Genomic DNA, 20,248 nt, shown 5'->3' on the forward strand with positions numbered 1-20,248 from the left:
ACGATCCAGTGCTCGGAGCGGTGATAGTGCTTCTGCAGCGACAGCCGCTGGCCGGGCTTGACGATGATGCGCTTGACTTGGTGACGCTCGCCATTGTCGACCGACTGATAGCTGCCCCAGGGCCGGTGCACCTTGATGTGCGCCTCGGTCACTTCGGGCGCGACGGTCTTGAGCTTGGCCACCAGCCGCTTCAAGCCGTTGGCATCGCGCCGTCGCGACACCAGCACGGCATCCTGCGCCGCCACCACGACGAGATCGTCGACGCCTTCGAGCGCGACCAGCGCCTTGTCGGTGACCACGTTGCAGTTGCGGGAGTCCTCGAACACGGCGGTGCCGCGCGCGGCATTGCCCTGCCCGTCCTTGTCGGACAGTTCCCAGACCGCATGCCAGGAGCCGACGTCGGACCAGCCGCACGACACCGGGGCGACGGCCGCCCGCTCGGTCTTCTCCATCACGGCATAGTCGATCGAGATCGGCTTGGCCGCGGCGAAGGCGTCGGAGTCGAGGATGATGAAGCCGAGGTCGCGGGCGGCTTTGGCGACCGCATCGGTCACCGTCTGCACGCTGGCGGCATCGAATTTGCGGTATTCGTCGAGCAGGACCGACGCGCGGAACATGAAGTTGCCGCTGTTCCAGAGATAGCCCTCGCGAATGTAGCGCTCGGCGGTCGGCTGATCCGGCTTCTCGACGAATTTTGCGACCGCCCGCACCTCCCCGCATACCGGTGCACCCGGGCTGATATAGCCATATTCGGTGGCCGCGCGCTCCGGATTGACGCCGAAGGTGACGATGCGGCCGGCCTCGGCGGCAGCGAGCCCCTGGCGGCACGCCGCGAGGAAAGCCGCGGTGTCGCGAACGACGTGATCGGCCGCCAGCGCCAGCACGACGGCGTCCTGATGGCGCGACTGGGCGAAAGCGGCTCCGGCGGCGATCGCCGGGCCTGAATCGCGCCGCATCGGCTCCAGCACGACGTCGGCCTCGATGCCGATCTCGGCCAGTTGCTCCAGCACCATGAAGCGATAGGCCAGGTTGGTGATGATGATCGGCCGCTCGAAAAGATCGGCATCGGAGACGCGCAGCAGCGTGTCCTGGAACGTGGAACGGGCGCCGAACAGCGGCAGGAACTGCTTCGGCCTGACCTCGCGCGAGGCCGGCCAGAGCCGGGTCCCGGCGCCGCCGCACATGATGAGAGGAATGATGCGTCCGGTCATGAAATCAACCCGTCAAATCCGATGGTAGTCGCGGTACCATTTTGCAAAACGTCCGATGCTGTCGGCGATCGACGTCGCCGGCCGGAAGCCGATGTCGCGTTCGAGGTCGCTGACATCGGCATAGTTCGTCTCGACGTCTCCGGCTGCATCGGAAACATCTTCATGATGGGCGGACGGCCGAACTCCTTTTCAAGCACCTTCCCGAGGGCACGCGTGGCCGGGAGTACCGAGCCCGGATCGGCTTGGTGGGCACTGTCAATCGGAACGGTGACGAAGACGCAAGCAGCCGCGGCCGTCTCGCTCGGATCGGTGGTGAAGTGCAAGTCCGGCCGATTCAGAGTGGCCGACGGGATCTCATAGCTGCTGTCCCTACCGTCTTCTAGCTTGGCCATTTGGACGACGTCGATGTCAAATCCGATCGCCGGGTGGCCGGCTTGCACGAACGCTGCCGCGACCGGCGAGCCGGCATAAGCACCGCCTATCGCTGCGATCATTAGTCCATGGGACATAAACTGGTGTTCCGGTTGTTTGCGAGGCCATTGACGCCACCCCGCGGCTGTTTAGCCACTGGGGCGTCAGTACCGCAAGGGGGGCGGTCTCCGCCGCGGCATCGCCTAAAGTCCGGCCCCGCTAGGAGGGGAGTTGCGCGTCGCGCACTCGACTTCGGAATCTTAAGAGCCAAAGTTGCCATGGCGTGGGTGCATTTTGACTCCCCTCTTTGGATCGCGGCTCGCTCGCGTCTTTTCGGGCCAATGAGCTCGAATTCGCCGGACGCATCATGGCCAGCGCGAGAACATTCTCTCGGCGCGTACTGGCGGGGGCCTTCATCGATCAGCCAGCGGAGATTCTCCACGTAGCTCAGGCCAGAGCGGGGGGTAAACTGTGGCGGAGGAGAGATGATCGTCGGGTACACTGGCAGGTACACGATGCCTTTGGAGCGCGAAAAACATCATATTAATCATGCTGATAGAGAAATTTTCGATTCCGCCCCTGGGCACCACGCTTCGCCCGTTGGGCTACGCGTGGCGCAGCCGCGCTGTAGTCCAACGGGCGAAGCGTGCCCGGCGAAGCCTCTTGGCGAAGCTGGGCGTTTGAGCCCCCTCTGCTCGCGCCTTGAGCCAAGCTCTCTGATCCCGATCAAACCTGTCAAACAGCCTGCCGCTCATCGCAGCCTTGCTCACAGCCATGCCGCCGCATTCTCGCGGCCGCGTCGGCCCGAGCTCTGCTGCCGTTGGCGTCCTCGTCAGATGAGAGGGCGCGGGGAAGGCCGGGTGCTGGTCGCACCCGCGGTCCGCGTGCAGCAAGAAAGCACGCGGCAGAACCACAGGTACGGCCGAACATCCGGCCTTCCCCGCGCGATGGCTTTACGGCTTATACGCGATCTCCCCGGGGACCGGCTGTGTTGCCCCCGTCGCCCGCTGCGCTCGTCATGAACGCCGCGACCTTGACGCCAGCATCGGGGCGCCAGGACCACGCGACTTCGCCGTCCGCACCTCATCAGTCGTCGCGCAAAAAGCGCCAGACGAAGTAGCGGCCACCGCATCCCCGCCTCACGTGCCGTGACGATCGCGATACGCCCCTCTCGGCGAAGCAGGATGGCGGAATAAAATCACTGATTTGGGATAGGTGTCAACAAAATTTCTGGTATTCGGAATATATGGCCTGCGGCGTCGCCGTAACGTCGCACATCGATCGCCCATGTCGGCCGTCATCAAACTCAAGGGTTATGCCTGCTTCCCGGCACGACAAATGATCGCCCCTTGCCGCCCACGAAGCTTGGTCTCACTCGTCAACAGATGGCTCGCCGTATATCCGGTTCATGCGCTCATTCTCGTCCATCTCAGGCGCCATCTCAGTGATAAGCGGTTCAAGAACATCAGCAACAAGGGTGCCAGACTGCCATATTGCACATAGCGCGGCGTTGGCATCGCGGATCACCCATGGAGCTTGTTCGACGTCAAGCTTCCAAACGAATTCCTCCTTATTGGTCCTCTTGCTCAATTCGGCCAATTCCCGAAAGCTGACCCTCACATTTCTAATCTGCGCGAGTGCCTTTCTCGGAAAGAGATCAAGGAATGCCCATACCTCCTCCAACTCCGGAGGCTCGTCGATCTGAAACAGAGTACTACGGCTAATGATCTTGTCCTCATCTACGGGCGGAAACATGAGTCCGGTTTGCATTTCGTGCGCCCTCCCCGCCGCAAGTCGGCATGCCATCTCCATTTTTAGATAGAGCGCCAATTTACGTCGCGCCTCCTCAGCCGCGGCGATTGCCTTGTCATGACGCACTTTTTCCGTAGCGCCGCGATACGCTATGCCCGCTGCAACCAAAGCCAAAATGCTCGCCATCAGCGTTTGCCACTTTTCGAGCTTGGACAGGTCGATCGGCCCCCACAAGCCGAGCCAGACAGTCAGGATCGTTGTGAGCATCAATGCGGATATGGTGGGCAAACCCGGAAGATTCGACTTCATAGACTGACTCTTAGTGCTCCCGCTCCCTTTGTCGATAGGGTAGTGGCATGAAGGCCGAAAGCCAACGCTAGCAACCAACCTGCAGACCGACAGCCGCCTTCCTGGTTGTCCAAGCACGCGAAGGCCGAATGGCGTCGGGTGATGCCGCTCCTTTCTGATCGCCTCATCTTGAATGACGCGACCTCGGCAGCCCCCCGCAAACAAGCCGGCCGATCAGGAGCCGACATGCCGGCTTGATGTTGATGTGACCTTTCTCACAGCCCGCTGCTCGATAGCGCGTCAATGTATCCCCATGTGTTCCTGGCACGCCGAACACGCGAGGTGATGACATGCGCTGGAGTGACTCAGCCAAGGGATTTGCGGTGGTTCTGGTGGTGACCGTCGCCGGAGTTCTGTCCACGACCTATGTCGATCACCGATTTGCCGCGCTTGAAGCATCGCCGGACGCGACAACGAGGCCGTCCCCGGCATCCGCCGCTTGCGTCGGCGACGATGGCCGCTGGCACAATTGGCCGTGGGCGAACGTGCCGATGCTCTCGCCGGCGTGTCGGCAAAATCGATAGCACGTGGGGCGGATGAGCGGAGCGTAATCCGCCATGCGGGATCATCGATGTCGGCTTTGGACCGTCGGCCGCACGCTCGATGAGCAACCCCACGCCGATCAAGCTGGTCACGGAAGGAACGAGCTCCCTCCAGGAATGAGCGCCGACGGCTGTTGGCAAGCAGCGTAAGCTGGCGGATTGTGCTTCGCTCATCCGCCCTACGAACTACGAACGGTCGGACTCTCTCTGACTCAAAGTCAGGCATCCCACGACAGCCACGAATCGCCTTTGACTCCAGGTTGTCGAAGTGATCATCTTCTCCATTGACGGGAGAGGCGGGCTCCAGCCAATCACACGCACCCAGGGAGGCGATGATGAACGGCAACAACAACAAGCTCGTGGCGGAGGCGATCGGGACGTTCTGGCTGACCTTCGGCGGTTGCGGCAGTGCGGTGATCGCAGCCGGCGTGCCGGATGTCGGGATCGGCATGCTCGGCGTGGCGCTCGCGTTCGGGCTCACCGTGGTGACCATGGCCTATGCGATCGGGCACATCTCGGGCTGCCATCTCAATCCGGCTGTCACCGTGGGACTGGCGTGTGGCGGGCGGTTCCCGACCGGGCTGATCGTGCCCTACATCATCGCGCAGGTGGTCGGCGCCATCGTTGGCGCGGCCGTGCTGTATGCGATCGCCAGCGGGGCGCCGGACTTCAGCACGGCGAGCGGCTTTGCCGCCAATGGCTATGCGGAGCATTCGCCCGGCAGATATGGGCTCGGGGCCTGCCTGCTCAGCGAGGTCGTGCTGACGATGATGTTCCTGTTCGTGATCATGGGCGCGACCCATGGCAAGGCGCCGGTGGGATTTGCGCCGCTGGCGATCGGGCTGGCGCTGACGCTCATTCACCTGATCAGCATCCACGTCACCAACACCTCGGTGAACCCGGCGCGCAGCACCGGGCCGGCGCTGTTCGTCGGCGGCTGGGCGCTGGCGCAGCTCTGGCTGTTCTGGGTGGCGCCGCTGCTCGGCGGCGCGGCCGGCGGCTTCATCTATCGCTGGCTGAGCCCGGAGCCGGCCGGCGAGGTGACCGGCGAGCGGACGGGGCAGGGCGCGGTCGCGAAAAGCGCCTAGGAAGATCTCCTCACGCGGTTGGATCGGGCCGCGTCACGGCGTGGCCGATGCCGCGATCGCGCCGCTCTTGATCGCGGTCGGCTCTGCTGGATAATGCGCGCCTTGTCAGCGTGCACGATCTTGCAGGTGTCGTGATGAGCCGGAGGAACAACGAGCCGCTGTCCGATCGGGTCGCCAGGGCGGCCGAGGCGCTGCTGGCCGACCAGCATTACGTCAGCGTCGCCGACCTGTTCTGCGACCTCGGCTGGCTCGATGCGTCGCTGCTGGAGCAGTGGCGGCGCGGGCAGGTTGGGTCGCTGGAGGAGGTCACACGCTCCGGACTCCCGCGCATCAGGGAGGCGATGACGCATGTTCGTGCCTGGGCGCTCGCCAAGGGGCTGAGCCCGAGCGAGACCGCCTATGTCGCACAGACGCCAAGCCGGCGGCCGCTGCGGTTCAGCCGCAGCAATGATCCGGGACTTGAGGCGCTGTTTCGGACGCATTGGGTCTCCTCTCAGCTCTCCGAGAAGAAGTGCGCGCGTGTTGCGGCGAAGGCGAGCCGGGCGCCGGAGCTGGTGGCGATCGCGCCGGCGCGGGACGGCTGGAGCTGTCATCGCTGCGGCGGGACCGGCGATGTCCTCATGATGGAGGATGGCGGTCCGGCGTGTCTCTCATGCGTCGGTCTCGGCGATCTCGTGTTTCTGCCCGCCGGCAACGCGCTGCTGTCGCGGCGGGCCAAGGCGAAGAGCAAACGCCATGCGGTGGTGGTGCGCTTCAGCCGGACGCGCGGGCGCTATGAGCGGCAGGGGCTGCTGGTGGAGCCGCAGGTGCTGGCCGAACCCGGTGAAGCCATCACCTGAGCGATCCTGTCCGGAGACGGGTCGCGCTCACACCTTCATGTCGATCACGGTGCGGCTCATCTCGTCGCTCGCCTTCAGCACTTTCGCGTTCGCGGCGAAGCTGTATTTGGCGACGAGCTGGCTGATCATCTCCTGCGCGAGATCGACATTGGGCGCGGCGACGAGGCCATCCTTGTTGGCGAACGGCGCGGTGGGATCGTAGCTCGCGGACGTACCCGAGCTCGAACGCGTGATGGTCGTCTGCGTGCCGCCGCCGGCGACGTCGCTCTGCACCAGCTCGAGCGGGTCGTAGGCCTTCGGCGCGCCGGCCGGCAGCGTGCCGTCGGCATTGGGCAGCGCGCCCGTGCTCCTGGCATTGGCGACGTTCGAGGCGGACACCTCGAGCCGGCGCGAGGCGGCTTGCATGCCGGAGACTGCGATGGTGGCGGTGGGACTCATGGCGGCGCTTGCTGATGACGTGATGCGCCAGCTAAGCCCGCGGCGCACCAAGCAAGTGTCAAGACCGCCGATGAGACTCGAGCGTCCGGCTCAAGGTTTTGTTCACCATCACGAACTCAACGCGGCCGGTCTGGATCGTCGCGCAGCAGCGCCAAGGCGCTGGGCACATCCCCGGCTGCCGAGACGAGCACATATTCGCCGCGTGCCGCGTGGACGCCGCCGGTGACCACGACCGCCCGCTTCGGGCAGAGGCCGAAGCAGCTCGTCGCGATGACGCGGGCGGGCTTCTCGCCTGCGCGGCTGCCGGGGCTGTCGTGGGATTCCAGCGCGTGCTTGAGGGCCTTCTTCAAGGCCTTGTTCAATGCTTTGGGGTCATCGCTGCGCTTCAGGCAATTGCGGCAGACGAACACCGGAGCGGCGCGGTGGGGGCGGACGAGAGAGGGGAGGGCCATGCTTCCGAGCTAAGCGGCCGGCCGAGCCGCCGCATCCCTCGGGGATGCGCAGCCGTCGTGCGCCGAGCGAGGTTCCGCGACGCTGGGCGCAACCTGCCGAGATTGGGCTATTGCCCACGATCAGAGCATATGATCTCGTCTGGATGACCCTGCCGCGTTCCTCCTGGGGATGGTGGCGCGCCTCGGTTCCCGGCGCCGTGAGCGCCGTGGCATAGTGCAGGCCGATCAGCGTCGGGCCGCGCTCGGCCGGGAAGACGTGTTCTGAAAGGGAGGCCGGCTCGGCGTCATGGCGGGCGACAGCGACAAATCACGGCTCGACGATGCCGCTCGCGCCGGCTGGCTGTACTTCATCGCGGGCCATACCCAGGACGAGATCGCCCGGATGCTGCAGGTGTCGCGCGCCTCGGCGCAGCGGCTGGTGTCGCTGTGCCTCGCCGAGCGGCTGATCACGTTCCGGCTCGAGCATCCGATCGCCTCGTGCATGGCGCTGGCCGCGCAGCTCAAGGAGCGCTTCGCGCTTGTGCACTGCGAGGTGGTCCCGACCGATCCGGCCGCGCCGGCCGGCGCGGCGGGGATCGCCGAACGTTGCGCCAACCTGCTGGAGACGACGCTGCGCGCCGAGACGCCGGTCATCATCGCGCTCGGCACGGGCCGGGCGGTGCGCGCCGCCGTCGAGCGCGTCTCGCCGGTCGACCGGCCCGAGCACCAGATCGTCTCGCTGGTCGGCAACATCCTGGCCGACGGCTCCGCCAGCTTCTTCGACACCGTCGGCCGGCTCGCCGACCGCACCGGCGCGCGGCACTATCCGATGCCGCTGCCGTTCCTGATGGGCACCGAGGACGAGCGCGACCGCATGGTCCGGCTCGATGCCATCGCCAAGGTCAAGGCGGTCGCCGACAAGGCCGACCTCAAGCTGGTCGGCATCGGCCAGATGGACCAGAAGGCGCAGATGCATGTCGACGGCTTCGTCACCCGCGACGAGCTCACCGAGATGATGCGGCTCGGGGCCATCGGCGAGATCACCGGGTGGGCCTATGACGCCAACGGAAGGGTGATCGCCGGCGGCACCAACCGCAGGCTCACCAGCATTCCGCCCGAGGTGCCGGCCCGCGCGATGACGATCGCGGCGGCGCTGGGACCGGCGAAGATCCCGGCCATCCGCGCCGCGCTGACCGGGCGGCTCATCAACGGCCTGATCACCGACGAGGCCACGGCGCGCGCCATCCTGGCGTGAATGCCCGCGGCGCTGCTGCGCATTGTTCTATCAAAGGTCGGATCCCTGTCGCGTCGCACAACCTGTGGGCGCCGGCGCATGCTTGACAAAGCCCGATCAGTGTTGTGAACATCAGCTCAGCCCGTGAGCATATATTCAATAACCGCGGGAATGGGAGGAGACCGTGAAGACCATCTTCACTCGGACGAGCACGCTTGCCGCCCTGCTGGGCGCCGCCACGCTGCTGACACATGCGCCCGCACTGGCGGAGACGAGTCTGACGATCGCCACCGTCAACAACGGTGACATGATCCGGATGCAGGGCCTTACCAGCGAGTTCACCAAGGCCAACCCCGACATCTCCGTGAAATGGGTGACGCTGGAAGAGAACGTGCTGCGCCAGCGCGTGACGACGGACATCGCCACCAAGGGCGGCCAGTTCGACATCCTCACCATCGGCACCTATGAGGTGCCGATCTGGGCCAAGAAGAACTGGCTGGTGCCGCTCGACAAGCTCGGCGCCGACTATGACGCGGGCGACATCCTGCCCAAGATCAAGGACGCGGTATCGGTCGACGGCAAGCTCTATGCAGCGCCGTTCTACGGCGAGAGCTCGTTCGTGATGTACCGCACCGACCTGTTCGACAAGGCCGGGCTGAAGATGCCGGAGAGCCCGACCTGGGACTTCGTCGTCGACGCCGCCAAGAAGCTCACCGACAAGCAGGGCGGCGTGTACGGCATCTGCCTGCGCGGAAAGGCCGGCTGGGGCGAGAACATGGCGTTCCTGACCGCGATGTCGAATTCGTTCGGCGCGCGCTGGTTCGACGAGAAATGGCAGCCGCAGTTCAACACGCCGGAATGGAAGAAGACGCTGACGACGTATGTCGAGCTGATGAAGGAGGCAGGCCCTCCCGGCGCCAGTTCGAACGGCTTCAACGAGAACCTCGCGCTGTTCAACTCCGGCAAATGCGCGATGTGGATCGACGCGACCGTGGCGGCCTCGTTCGTGACCAACCCGAAGGAGTCGAAGGTCGCCGACAAGGTCGGCTTCGCGCTGGCGCCGAACACCGGCCTCGGCAAGAACGCCAACTGGCTGTGGGCGTGGAGCCTCGCGGTGCCCGCCGGCTCGCAGAAGGTCGAGGCGGCGGAGAAGTTCATCGCCTGGGCGACCAGCAAGGACTATCTGAAGCTCGTCGCGTCGAAGGATGGCTGGGCCAACGTGCCGCCGGGCACGCGCACCTCGCTTTACAAGAACGAGGAGTACCTGAAGGTCGCGCCGTTCGCCAAGCTGACCCTGGCCTCGATCGATGCCGCCGATCCGAACAAGCCGACGGTCAAGCCGGTGCCTTACGTCGGCGTGCAATACGCTGCGATTCCTGAATTCCAGGGCATCGGCACCGCGGTGGGGCAGCAGTTCTCGGCGGCACTGGCCGGCTCAATGACCGTCGATGCGGCGCTCGCGGCGGCACAGTCCTCCACCGAACGCGAGATGAAGCGCGCCGGCTACATCAAATAGGCGCGTAAAGTTATCAGCTCGACACGAAACTCCTCCCGAGCTGATCACTGGCGGCCATCCCTCCCCACAGGGATGGCCGCTTTTTCTCTCCAACGTTGTTCGAGCTCTCGCCCGGACGACGGTGCGCTCCCTCTCCCCGCAGGCGGGGCGAGGTGCACCGAGCCCGAGGCTTTTATTCTCACGGCGGCGTGGTCATTGCGAGGAGCCGAAGGCGACGAAGCAATCCAGAGTCCCCCCGTGATTGTGGATTGCTTCGCGTCGCTCGCAATGACGGCAGTGTTCATCGAGCAAATGGACAGCGGCAATGGCCACCAGACAGACGCAACTCCTCGCCCGCGCGCTGCTGTCGCCGGCGGTCATCCTGCTGTTCATCTGGATGATCGTGCCGCTGGCGCTGACGGTCTATTTCTCGACCTTGCATTACAGCCTGCTCGATCCCGGCTCGGAGAGCTTCGTCGGCTTCGAGAACTTCACCTACTTCCTCACCGATCCCGCCTTCCTCGCCTCGCTGCGGAATACGCTGGTGCTGGTCGGCTCGGTGCTGCTGCTGACCATCGGTCTCGGCATTCCCCTCGCGATCCTGCTCGACCAGCCCGTGATCGGCCGCAACATCATCCGTCTGATGGTGATCGCGCCGTTCTTCGTGATGCCGACGGTCAGTGCGCTGGTCTGGAAGAACCTGCTGATGCACCCGGTGTCCGGCCTGTTCGCCTGGATCGCGACCTCGCTGGGGCTGACGCCGATCGACTGGTTCACCGACGCGCCGCTGCTCGCGGTCATCTTCATCGTCGCGTGGCAGTGGCTGCCGTTCGCGACCCTGATCCTGCTGACCGCGCTGCAGTCGCTCGACGAGGAGCAGAAGGAGGCCGCCGAGATGGATGGCGCCGGCGCGCTGTCGCGCTTCATCTATCTGACCGTGCCGCATCTGGCGCGCCCGATCACGGTGGTGATCCTGATCGAGACCATCTTCCTGCTCACGGTGTTCGCCGAGATCTTCGTCACCACCGGCGGCGGGCCGGGGTTGCAGACCACCAATATCGCCTTCCTGGTCTATTCTCAGGCGCTGATCCAGTTCGACGTCGGCACCGCCTCGGCCGGCGGCCTCGTCGCGGTGGTCATCGCCAACATCGTCGCCTTCTTCCTGGTCCGCATCGTCGGCCGCAATCTGGAGGCCTGACCATGGCGCGCAAGGTCACCGGACGTCATGTCGCGATCGCGACGCTAGCCGCCTGGCTCGCCGGCTTCGTGATCTTCTTCCCGATCCTGTGGATGGTGCTGGCGAGCTTCAAGACCGAGCTGGAGGCGTTCGCGACGCCGCCGTCGTTCCTGTTCTTCCACTGGACCACCGAGAACTACGTCACCGTGCAGGAGCGCAGCGACTATCTGCACCACGCGCTGAACTCGCTGATCGTCGCCGGCGGTTCGACCCTGATCGCGATGCTGATCGCGATCCCTGCGGCGTGGTCGATGGCGTTTGCGCCGACCAAGCGCACCAAGGACATCCTGCTCTGGATGCTCTCGACCAAGATGATGCCGCCGGTCGGCGTGCTCGTGCCGATCTATCTCATCTACAAGAACTTCGGTCTGCTCGACACCCGCACCGGGCTGGTCTTCATCCTGTGCCTCGGCAATTTGCCGATCGTGATCTGGATGCTGTTCACCTACTTCAAGGAGATCCCGAAGGACATCCTGGAAGCAGCGCGGATGGACGGCGCCACGATCGGGCGCGAGCTGATCTACGTGCTGACGCCGATGGCGATCCCGGGGCTGGCCTCGACCCTTCTCCTGAACCTGATCCTGGCCTGGAACGAGGCGTTCTGGACCTTGAACCTGTCGACCCTGAATGCGGCGCCGCTGACGACCTTCATCGCGTCCTATTCGAGCCCGGAAGGCCTGTTCTGGGCGCGGCTGTCGGCGGCCTCCACGCTCGCGATCGCGCCGATCCTGATCATCGGCTGGTTCAGCCAGAAGCAGCTCGTGCGCGGGCTGACCTTCGGCGCAGTGAAGTAACGAAAGGGCTGACCATGGGACGGATCACGCTGGAAGGTGTGCAGAAATCGTTCGGGCCGGTCCACATCATCAAGGGCGCCGATCTCGACATTCCCGACGGCGCCTTCGTGGTGTTCGTCGGCCCCTCCGGTTGCGGCAAGACCACGCTGCTGCGGCTGATCGCGGGGCTCGAGGACGTCTCCGGCGGACGGATCCTGATCGACGGCAACAATGTCGTCGATGTGCCGCCGGCCAAGCGCGGCCTGTCGATGGTGTTCCAGTCCTACGCGCTGTATCCGCATATGAGCGTGCGCGGCAACATCGCCTTCGGCCTGAAGATGGCCGGGCTGCCCAAGGCCGAGATCAACCAGAAGGTCGAGGCGGCCGCGGCCACCTTGAACCTCACGCCCTATCTCGATCGAAAGCCGCGCGAGCTGTCCGGCGGCCAGCGCCAGCGTGTCGCGATCGGCCGCGCCATCGTGCGCGAGCCCAAAGCGTTCCTGTTCGACGAACCGCTGTCCAATCTCGATGCCGCGCTGCGCGTGCAGATGCGGCTCGAGGTGACGCGGCTGCAGAAGCAGCTCGGCACCACCGCGATCTACGTGACGCACGACCAGGTCGAGGCCATGACCATGGCCGACAAGATCGTGGTGCTGAACGCCGGCCGCATCGAGCAATATGGCTCGCCGATCGAGCTCTATCAGCGCCCCGCCAATCTGTTCGTCGCCAGCTTCATCGGCTCGCCGAAGATGAACCTCATCACCGGCGCGGAAGCGGACAAACACCATGCGACCACGATCGGCGTGCGGCCCGAGCATGTCGCGGTCGTCGACGACGGCGGCGAGGGCTGGCCCGGCAAGGTGGTGATCGCCGAGCATCTCGGCAGCGACACCTTTCTCTACGTCGATGCCGGCGCGCTCGGGACGCTCACCGTGCGCGTCGTCGGCGAGAAACGACTCGGTGCCGGCGACACTGTGACGCTGCGGCCCGAGCCCAGCCGCATCTACCGCTTCGACGAGAGCGGCAATTCGATCTTCGCATGAGAGGTGACGTCCCCTCCGGGCGTCAACGACAACAACGGACCACGACGATGTATCTCGAAAAATTCAAACTGAACGGCAAGACCGCGTTGGTCACCGGCGGCGGGCAGGGCATTGGCCTGGCCTGCGTCGAGGCGCTGGCGGAGGCGGGCGCGCATGTCGTGATCGCCGATCGCGACGCCAAGGCGGCGGCGGACGGGCAGGCGGCGATGAAGGCCAAGGGCTATGACACCGAGACCGCGCTGATGGACGTCACCAACTCGGCTCAGGTCAACGAGGTGGCCGACGATCTGGTCGCGCGCTACGGCGGCATCGACATCCTCGTCAACAATGCCGGCATCGCGCGCAGCGAGACGCCGGCCGAGACCGTCACCGACGAGCACTGGCTGAACGTGCTGGACGTCAATCTCAACGGCACCTTCTGGTGCTGCCGCGCCTTCGGCAAGCACATGCTGGCGGCCAACAGTGGCGCCATCGTCAACATCGGCTCGATGTCCGGCTTCATCGTCAACAAGCCGCAGGAGCAGTGCTTCTACAACGCGTCCAAGGCTGCGGTGCACCATCTGACCAAGTCGCTGGCGGCCGAATGGGGCGCGCGGGGCATCCGCGTCAACGCGGTCGCGCCGACCTATATCGAGACTCCGCTGAACGCCTTCGTGAAGAGCAATCCGCGGATGTACGACGCCTGGATCGGTGGAACCCCGATGGCACGGATGGGGCAGGTCGAGGAGATCGCCTCGGTGGTGCTGTTCCTGGCCTCGGAAGCCGCAAGTTTGATGACCGGCAGCGTCGTCGTTGTCGATGGCGGCTACACTTGCTGGTAAGCTCGCGTCAAAGAATTGACGGGAGCGAAACATGCGGCAGGCGTTCATCGGTGTCGATGTCGGCACAACCAGCACGCGCGCCGGGATTTTTGACGGCAACGGCCGGCTGCTTGCCGCGGCGCGGCATCCGATCCAGACTTGGCACGAGGCCGGTGATGTCGTCGAGCAGTCGTCCGACGACATCTGGCGTGCGTGCTGCGCGTCGGTCAAAGCCGCGCTAGCGGAGGCCGCGATCGCGCCGGAGCTGATCAAGGGGATCGGCTTCGATGCCACCTGCTCGCTGGTGGTGCTGGACCGCCAGGGCGCGCCGGTCACCGTCAGCGGCTCCGGCGACGCCAGCCGCAATGTCATCGTGTGGATGGATCATCGCGCGCTGACGGAGGCGCGCGACATCAATGCCACCGAAGACGAGGTGCTGCGCTATGTCGGCGGCTCGATCTCGCCGGAAATGGAGATGCCGAAGCTGCTGTGGCTGAAGCGGCATCTGCGCAAGAGTTTCGATGCGGCCGGCCATTTCTTCGATCTCGCCGACTTCCTCACCTGGCGTGCGTCAGGCTCTCTGGCACGCTCGATGTGCACGGTCACCTGTAAATGGAATTATCTGGCGCACGAGACGTGCTGGAGCGCGGCCTTTTTTCGCCGTATCGGGCTGGAGGATTTCGTCCGCGAGGATTACGCGCGGATCGGCACCGAGATCGTCGCGCCCGGTACGCCGCTCGGCCGTGGGCTGTCGCAGGACGCGGCCGAACAACTCGGGCTCGTCGCGGGTACGCCGGTCGGAGCCGCGCTGATCGATGCCCATGCCGGCGGCATCGGCGCCATCGGTGGCCGCGCGGCTGACGGCGGGGAGGTCGATGTCTGCGACCGGCTCGCCTACATCATGGGGACTTCGGCCTGCATCATGGCGACGACGCGGGTGCCGTCCTTCGTGTCCGGCGTGTGGGGACCGTATTATCAGGGCATGGTGCCTGGGTTCTGGCTCAACGAGGGTGGCCAGTCTGCCGCGGGGGCGGCGATCGATCATCTGCTGCGCTCGCACCCGGCCGCGGCCGAGGCGACCGCTGCGGCGCGCGCGGAAGGGCTCGACCTGATCACCCTGCTCGAAAAACGGATCATGGCGCGGGTGCCGAATGCCGGCAGCGCGGCGCTGCTGGCGCGAGATCTTCACATTCTCCCGGAATTTCTCGGCAACCGCTCGCCCTATGCCGATCCGGACTCGCGCGCCGTCATTGCCGGCCTTGATCTCGATGCCGATGTCTCCGCGATGGAGCGGCTGTTCATGGCCGGGTTGTGCGGGCTCGCCTATGGCCTTGCCGACGTCATCGATGCCTTCGCCGCCAACGGCGTTACCAGCCGGACGCTGGTCATGGCGGGTGGCGCCTCACGCAGCCCGCTGGTACGCCAGATCATGGCCGATACGACGGGATTGACGGTGGCGCTGCCGGGCACCCAGGAGCCGGTGCTGCTCGGTGCGGCCATGCTCGGCGCGGTCGCCAGCGGCGCTTTCCGCTCGATCGGCGATACGATGGCCTCGATGTCCTCGCTCGGGCGTCTCAGCGACCCGACCGATCCGAACATCGCGGCCTTCCATCGCCGCAAGCGGCGCATCCACGGCTTGCTGCGAGCGCTTGATCGCGAGAGCCGTTCCGTGATGCATGGTGCCGATGAGGAGGCACGCTGATGATCCTGAGCTGCGGCGACGCGTTGATCGATTTCGTCCCGGCCAGATTGGCCGACGGGCGCGATGCCTTGCGGCCAGTGGTCGGCGGCTCCTGCCTGAACGTCGCCGTCGGCGTGGCGCGGCTCGGCGCGCCCACGGGCTTCGTCGGTGGCATCTCGACCGACCTGTTCGGCACCATGATCGCGGCGCATGCCCAAGGCTCGCACGTCGACCTCGGCTACGCCGCGCGCAGCCCGGACCAGACCACGCTCGCTTTCGTGCGCCATGTCGGCAGCGAGGCGCAGTATGCCTTCTACGACGCCGAGACCGCCGCGCGGAAGTGGACGTTCCGGCCGGGCAGTATTGCCTTTGCAGACATCGACGCCATCCATGTCGGATCGACCACGTTGATCCACGATCTCGGTGCCGCGGAGACCCGTGCGCTGATCGCCGCCACGCAGGGCGCGGTGACGATCTCCTTCGACCCGAACTGCCGTCCGAATCTGGTGACTGATAAGGCTGGCTACCGCGCTGAGATGGATGGGTTCGCCGCGAGCGCCGACCTGATCAAGATGTCGGATGTCGATTTCGACTATCTGCATGGCCACGACGACTACGCTGCGCGGGCGGACGCGCTGCTGGCGCGCGGCGCCAGCCTGATCGTCGTCACGCGGGGTCCCAAGGGGGCGCTCGGCTGGCATGCGCAGGCCGGCGCGGTCGAGGTCGCGGTCCCCGCGATCGAGGTGGTCGATACGATCGGCGCCGGCGACTCCTTCCAGGCGGGGCTGTTGTTCGCGCTGCGCAAGCTCGGCCGCATCGACCGGGAGGCCCTGAGAGGATTGAGCCAGACCGAAATGCGCAAGGCGCTCGCCTTTGCCGCAGCCTGTGCGGCCGTCACCTGCACCCGCGAGGGCGCCGACCCGCCGCGCTGGGACGACGTGGCTGCAACCTGGGATCGCCTGGGCTGAAGCTCCCCATTGCACTCGTCATTGGGAACTGGTTGGCTGTTCCCCCGTCATATGTGAGTACCGGACGAGGAAGCGCGATCGCGAGACTCCTCTGCCCGGGCCGCGGAAATCTTGACGCGACAAAGAGTTGCAGGGAGGAGAACCATGGCACCCGCCGCACGGACCGAGCCGCTGTCCCGTCACGCGCTGGCCTTCGTGTTGGCTGGCGGACGCGGCAGCCGGCTGCTGGAGCTGACCGACCGGCGCGCCAAGCCCGCCGTCTATTTCGGCGGCAAGTCGCGCATCATCGATTTCGCGCTGTCGAACGCCGTCAATTCCGGCATCCGGCGCATCGCCGTGGCGACACAGTACAAGGCGCACAGCCTGATCCGCCATCTGCAGATGGGCTGGAACTTCTTCCGCCCCGAGCGCAACGAGAGCTTCGACATCCTGCCGGCGAGCCAGCGCGTCTCCGAGACGATGTGGTACGTCGGCACGGCCGACGCCGTGTACCAGAACATCGACATTCTCGAGACCTACAACACGAAATACATCGTCGTGCTGGCCGGCGACCACATCTACAAGATGGACTACGAGCTGATGCTGCAGCAGCATGTCGACCAGCGCGCCGACGTCACCGTCGGCTGCCTGGAGATGCCGCGCGAGGACTCCTCAGGCTTCGGCGTCATGCACATCAATGAGGACGACACGATCCGCGACTTCATCGAGAAGCCGGCCGATCCGCCGCCGATGCCGGGCAAGCCCGACAAGTCGCTCGCGAGCATGGGCATCTACGTGTTCGACGCCAAATTCCTGTTCGAGGAGCTGAAGCGCGACGCAGCGGAACCGAATTCCAACCACGATTTCGGCCGCGACATCATTCCCTACATCGTCAGGAACGGCCGCGCCGTGGCGCACCAGTTCTCGCGCTCCTGTGTCCGCGCCGCCCACGATCAGGGCAGCTACTGGCGCGACGTTGGAACGGTGGACGCCTATTGGGCGGCCAATCTGGATCTGACGGACGTCGTGCCCGAGCTCGATCTCTACGATCGCTCCTGGCCGCTCTGGACCTATTCTGAGATCACGCCGCCGGCCAAGTTCGTCCATGACACGGATGGACGCCGCGGCGAGGCGACCTGCTCCCTGGTGTCCGGGGGCTGCATCGTCTCCGGCGCCCAGGTGCAGCGCTCGCTGCTGTTCACGGGAGCGCATCTGCATTCCTACGCCAAGCTGCAGAACGCGGTGCTGCTGCCCTACGTCAACGTCGCGCGCCATGCGCGCCTGACCAACGTGGTGGTCGATCGCGGCGTGCAGATTCCGGAGGGGCTCGTGGTCGGCGAGGATCCGGAGTTCGACGCCAAGCGGTTCAGGACCACGGAGAACGGCGTGACCTTGATTACCCAGCCGATGATCGACGGGCTCAATTCATGACGCCACTGCGCGTTCTGTCGGTTGCCTCGGAGGTCTATCCCATCGTCAAGACGGGCGGCCTCGCCGATGTCGTCGGCGCCCTGCCGTGGGCGCTGCTGGCGGAGGATGTCGAGGTCCGCACGCTGATTCCCGGCTATCCCGCGGTCATGAAGGCGCTGGAGCAGGCCAGCGAGATCAGCTCGCTGCCGAACTTCTTCGGCGGCAACGCCCGGCTGCTCGGCGGCAGCCATGGCGCGCTCGACCTGTTCGTGCTCGACGCACCGCATCTCTACGACCGCGAGGGCAACCCCTATCTGGGGCCCGACGGCAAGGACTGGCCGGACAATGCGTTCCGCTTCGCGGCACTGGCCCGCGCGGCGTCCTATATCGGCCTCGGCGCGGTGCCGGCCTTCGTGCCCGATGTCGTCCACGGCCACGACTGGCAGGCTGGGCTGGTGCCGGCCTATCTGCTGTACAGCCACCGGCCGCATCCCGGCACGGTCGTGACCGTGCACAATCTGGCGTTCCAGGGCCGCTTTCCGCGCCACTTCCTGCCGCCGCTCGGCCTGCCGCCGGAATCCTTCTCGATCTACGGCCTCGAATATTACGGCGACATCAGCTTCCTCAAGGCGGGACTGCAGTTCGCCGACAAGATCACGACGGTGTCGCCGACCTATGCGCGGGAAATCCAGAGCGACGAGCAGGGCATGGGCCTCGGCGGCCTGCTGCGTCAGCGTGCGTCCGACCTCGTCGGCATCCTGAACGGGATCGACACGGCGGTGTGGGATCCCGGCAGCGATCCGGCGATCGCCTCGCATTTCGGCATCGACCGGATCGAGGCGCGGGCACCCAACAAGGCGGCGCTGCAGACGCGCATGGGCCTGCAGGTGGCGCCGGAGACGTTCCTGCTCGGCGTCGTCAGCCGGTTGACCTCGCAGAAGGGGCTCGACCTGCTGCTGTCCTGCCTGCCGACCTTGACCAGTAGCGGCATCCAGCTGGCGCTGCTCGGCGACGGCGAGGCCGAGCTGCGCGACGCGTTCCGTGCCGCGGCCGCGAACGATCCCGCAAAGATCGGCGTCGTCATCGGCTACGACGAGGGCTTGGCGCATCTCATCCAGGCCGGCTGCGATGCGCTGGTCGTGCCGTCACGGTTCGAGCCGTGCGGGCTGACGCAGCTCTGCGCCCTGCGCTACGGCGCGCTGCCGATCGTCACTGCGGTGGGCGGTCTTGCCGACACCGTCATTGACGAGACCGAGGCCGGCGTCGCCGCAACCGGGTTCAAGTGCGCGTCCGTGACAGCGGAGGCGCTCGATCAGACCCTGCGCCGCGCCGCTGCGGCCTTCTACGCCGCGCGCAGCAACGCCTCGAACTGGACCCGCATGCAGCTCAATGCGATGCTGACCGACGTCTCCTGGCGCCACCGCGCCGGCCGTTACGCCGAACTCTACCGGCAGATCGTCGCGCAGCGGCGTCCGGCAGGCTGAGCGCCGCGGCGTACGGGTCGGGAGGCCTATGCCTCGATGAGAACCTTCAACGCATGGGTCTTGGCCGCGGCGCCGAACGTCTCGTAGGCATCGAGGATCTGATCAAGCCTGAAGCGATGGGTGATCAGCCGCTTCGGTTCGAGCTTGCGCGACTGCACCGTCTTCAGCAGCATCGGCGTCGTCACCGTATCGACCAGCCGCGTCGTGATCGCGATGTTGCGGTCCCACAGCTTCTCCAGATGCAGGTCGGCCTTGACCCCATGCACGCCGACATTGGCAATGGTGCCGCCGGGGGCGATGATGTCCCCGCAGGTCACGAACGTGGCGGGCATGCCGACTGCCTCGATCGCCGTGTCGACGCCGCGGCCATTCGTCAGCGCCAGGACCTTCTCGACGGCCTTGCCGTCGGCGTTGTTGACGACGCTGGTGGCGCCGAAGCGGGTGGCGACCTCGAGCCGGTTGTCGTCGAGGTCGATCATGATGATCTCGGCCGGCGAATAGAACTGTGCCGTCAGCAGCGCCGCCAATCCGATCGGGCCGGCGCCGACGATCGCCACCGCCGATCCCGGCTCGACCTTGCCGTTGAACACGCCGCATTCGAAACCGGTCGGCAGGATGTCGCTCAACATCACCAGCGCATCCTCCTCAGTCCCAGGAGGCACGTGGTAGAGGCTGGTGTCGGCGTGAGGCGTGCGAACATACTCCGCCTGCGTGCCGTCGATCTTGTTGCCGAGGATCCAGCCGCCATGGCGGCAATGCGAATACATGCCGCGCCGGCAATAGTCGCAGGTTCCGCAGGCCGAGATGCAGGAGATGATGACGTGGTCGCCCGGCTTGAACGCGCGCACGGCGCTGCCAACCGCGTCGACCACGCCGACGCCCTCGTGGCCGAGAATGCGGCCCGGTGTACATGTCGGCACGTCACCCTTGAGAATGTGAAGGTCGGTGCCGCAGATCGTCGTCTTCAGGATTTTGACCACCGCATCGCCAGGCTCGATGATGGTCGGCTTCGGGCGCTCGTCGAGAGATTTCTGGCCGGGACCATGATAGACCAGGGCTTTCATGACGTACCTCCGCAGGTTGC

Annotated in this window: 18 protein-coding genes; 12 read left to right on the forward strand and 6 right to left on the reverse strand. The window is 65.7% G+C overall.

Annotated features, from left to right (window positions below; all coding sequences use genetic code 11):
- From QW863_RS27745 to QW863_RS27755, 3 genes are all read right to left on the reverse strand, one after another.
- On the reverse strand, nt 1-1,211 hold a 1,211-nt coding region (locus QW863_RS27745; RefSeq protein WP_315769349.1), incomplete at its 3' end, for a mannose-1-phosphate guanylyltransferase/mannose-6-phosphate isomerase.
- On the reverse strand, nt 1,208-1,705 hold the full coding sequence (locus tag QW863_RS27750) for a hypothetical protein (protein WP_315716348.1): 498 nt from the start codon (nt 1,703-1,705) through the stop codon (nt 1,208-1,210). The genes QW863_RS27750 and QW863_RS27745, both read right to left, overlap by 4 nt.
- 1,288 nt (nt 1,706-2,993) lie before the next feature.
- Nucleotides 2,994-3,683 carry a hypothetical protein gene (locus tag QW863_RS27755; protein WP_315716347.1) on the reverse strand — a complete coding sequence of 230 codons (690 nt, stop codon included), beginning with the start codon at nt 3,681-3,683 and terminating at the stop codon, nt 2,994-2,996.
- A gap of 916 nt (nt 3,684-4,599) precedes the next feature.
- Here QW863_RS27755 and aqpZ point away from each other — a divergent pair.
- The gene (gene aqpZ, locus QW863_RS27760; protein WP_315716346.1) at nt 4,600-5,352 is read left to right on the forward strand and encodes an aquaporin Z; all 753 of its coding nucleotides are present in this window, start codon (nt 4,600-4,602) and stop codon (nt 5,350-5,352) included.
- A 134-nt stretch (nt 5,353-5,486) separates the two neighbouring features.
- Nucleotides 5,487-6,191 (forward strand): hypothetical protein, encoded by a 705-nt coding sequence (locus QW863_RS27765; RefSeq protein ID WP_315716345.1) that lies wholly within the window; start codon nt 5,487-5,489, stop codon nt 6,189-6,191.
- Between the two features lie 27 nt (nt 6,192-6,218).
- Here QW863_RS27765 and QW863_RS27770 read toward each other — a convergent pair whose 3' ends face one another.
- Together QW863_RS27770 and QW863_RS27775 are read right to left on the reverse strand one after the other, a co-directional pair.
- Complete coding sequence (locus QW863_RS27770; protein ID WP_315716344.1) at nt 6,219-6,629, reverse strand: flagellar basal body rod protein FlgC; 411 nt, start codon at nt 6,627-6,629, stop codon at nt 6,219-6,221.
- Between the two features lie 116 nt (nt 6,630-6,745).
- Nucleotides 6,746-7,081, reverse strand: a complete 336-nt coding sequence (locus QW863_RS27775) for a hypothetical protein (protein ID WP_315716343.1) — start codon at nt 7,079-7,081, stop codon at nt 6,746-6,748.
- Between the two features lie 286 nt (nt 7,082-7,367).
- Here QW863_RS27775 and QW863_RS27780 point away from each other — a divergent pair, with 286 nt between their 5' ends.
- From QW863_RS27780 to glgA, 10 genes are all read left to right on the forward strand, one after another.
- Nucleotides 7,368-8,315, forward strand: a complete 948-nt coding sequence (locus tag QW863_RS27780; RefSeq protein ID WP_315716342.1) for a sugar-binding transcriptional regulator — start codon at nt 7,368-7,370, stop codon at nt 8,313-8,315.
- Nucleotides 8,316-8,478: 163 nt separating this feature from the next.
- Entirely contained in the window at nt 8,479-9,810 is a 1,332-nt protein-coding gene (locus tag QW863_RS27785) for a sugar ABC transporter substrate-binding protein (protein WP_315716341.1), read from the forward strand.
- A gap of 304 nt (nt 9,811-10,114) precedes the next feature.
- Entirely contained in the window at nt 10,115-10,987 is an 873-nt protein-coding gene (locus tag QW863_RS27790; RefSeq protein WP_315716340.1) for a sugar ABC transporter permease, read from the forward strand.
- A 2-nt stretch (nt 10,988-10,989) separates the two neighbouring features.
- Nucleotides 10,990-11,820 carry a carbohydrate ABC transporter permease gene (locus QW863_RS27795; RefSeq protein WP_315716339.1) on the forward strand — a complete coding sequence of 277 codons (831 nt, stop codon included), beginning with the start codon at nt 10,990-10,992 and terminating at the stop codon, nt 11,818-11,820.
- Between the two features lie 14 nt (nt 11,821-11,834).
- The gene (locus QW863_RS27800) at nt 11,835-12,842 is read left to right on the forward strand and encodes an ABC transporter ATP-binding protein (RefSeq protein ID WP_315716338.1); all 1,008 of its coding nucleotides are present in this window, start codon (nt 11,835-11,837) and stop codon (nt 12,840-12,842) included.
- A 47-nt stretch (nt 12,843-12,889) separates the two neighbouring features.
- Nucleotides 12,890-13,663, forward strand: a complete 774-nt coding sequence (locus tag QW863_RS27805) for an SDR family NAD(P)-dependent oxidoreductase (protein ID WP_315716337.1) — start codon at nt 12,890-12,892, stop codon at nt 13,661-13,663.
- 31 nt (nt 13,664-13,694) lie between these two features.
- Nucleotides 13,695-15,344 (forward strand): FGGY-family carbohydrate kinase, encoded by a 1,650-nt coding sequence (locus QW863_RS27810; protein WP_315716336.1) that lies wholly within the window; start codon nt 13,695-13,697, stop codon nt 15,342-15,344.
- Nucleotides 15,344-16,291: a carbohydrate kinase gene (locus QW863_RS27815; RefSeq protein WP_315716335.1), complete on the forward strand. Its 948-nt coding sequence runs from the start codon at nt 15,344-15,346 to the stop codon at nt 16,289-16,291. The genes QW863_RS27810 and QW863_RS27815 overlap by 1 nt, the downstream gene beginning before the upstream one ends.
- A gap of 144 nt (nt 16,292-16,435) precedes the next feature.
- Nucleotides 16,436-17,701: a glucose-1-phosphate adenylyltransferase gene (glgC, locus tag QW863_RS27820; protein ID WP_315716334.1), complete on the forward strand. Its 1,266-nt coding sequence runs from the start codon at nt 16,436-16,438 to the stop codon at nt 17,699-17,701.
- Complete coding sequence (gene glgA, locus QW863_RS27825) at nt 17,698-19,164, forward strand: glycogen synthase GlgA (RefSeq protein WP_315716333.1); 1,467 nt, start codon at nt 17,698-17,700, stop codon at nt 19,162-19,164. The genes glgC and glgA overlap by 4 nt, the downstream gene beginning before the upstream one ends.
- A 26-nt stretch (nt 19,165-19,190) precedes the next feature.
- Here glgA and QW863_RS27830 read toward each other — a convergent pair whose 3' ends face one another.
- Nucleotides 19,191-20,228, reverse strand: coding sequence for a zinc-dependent alcohol dehydrogenase family protein (locus QW863_RS27830; RefSeq protein ID WP_315716332.1), 1,038 nt, complete (start codon nt 20,226-20,228; stop codon nt 19,191-19,193).
- Between the last annotated feature and the right edge of the window lie 20 nt (nt 20,229-20,248).

Origin of the sequence: Bradyrhizobium sp. SZCCHNR1017, from assembly GCF_032381375.1 — a bacterium.
Lineage (GTDB): Bacteria > Pseudomonadota > Alphaproteobacteria > Rhizobiales > Xanthobacteraceae > Bradyrhizobium.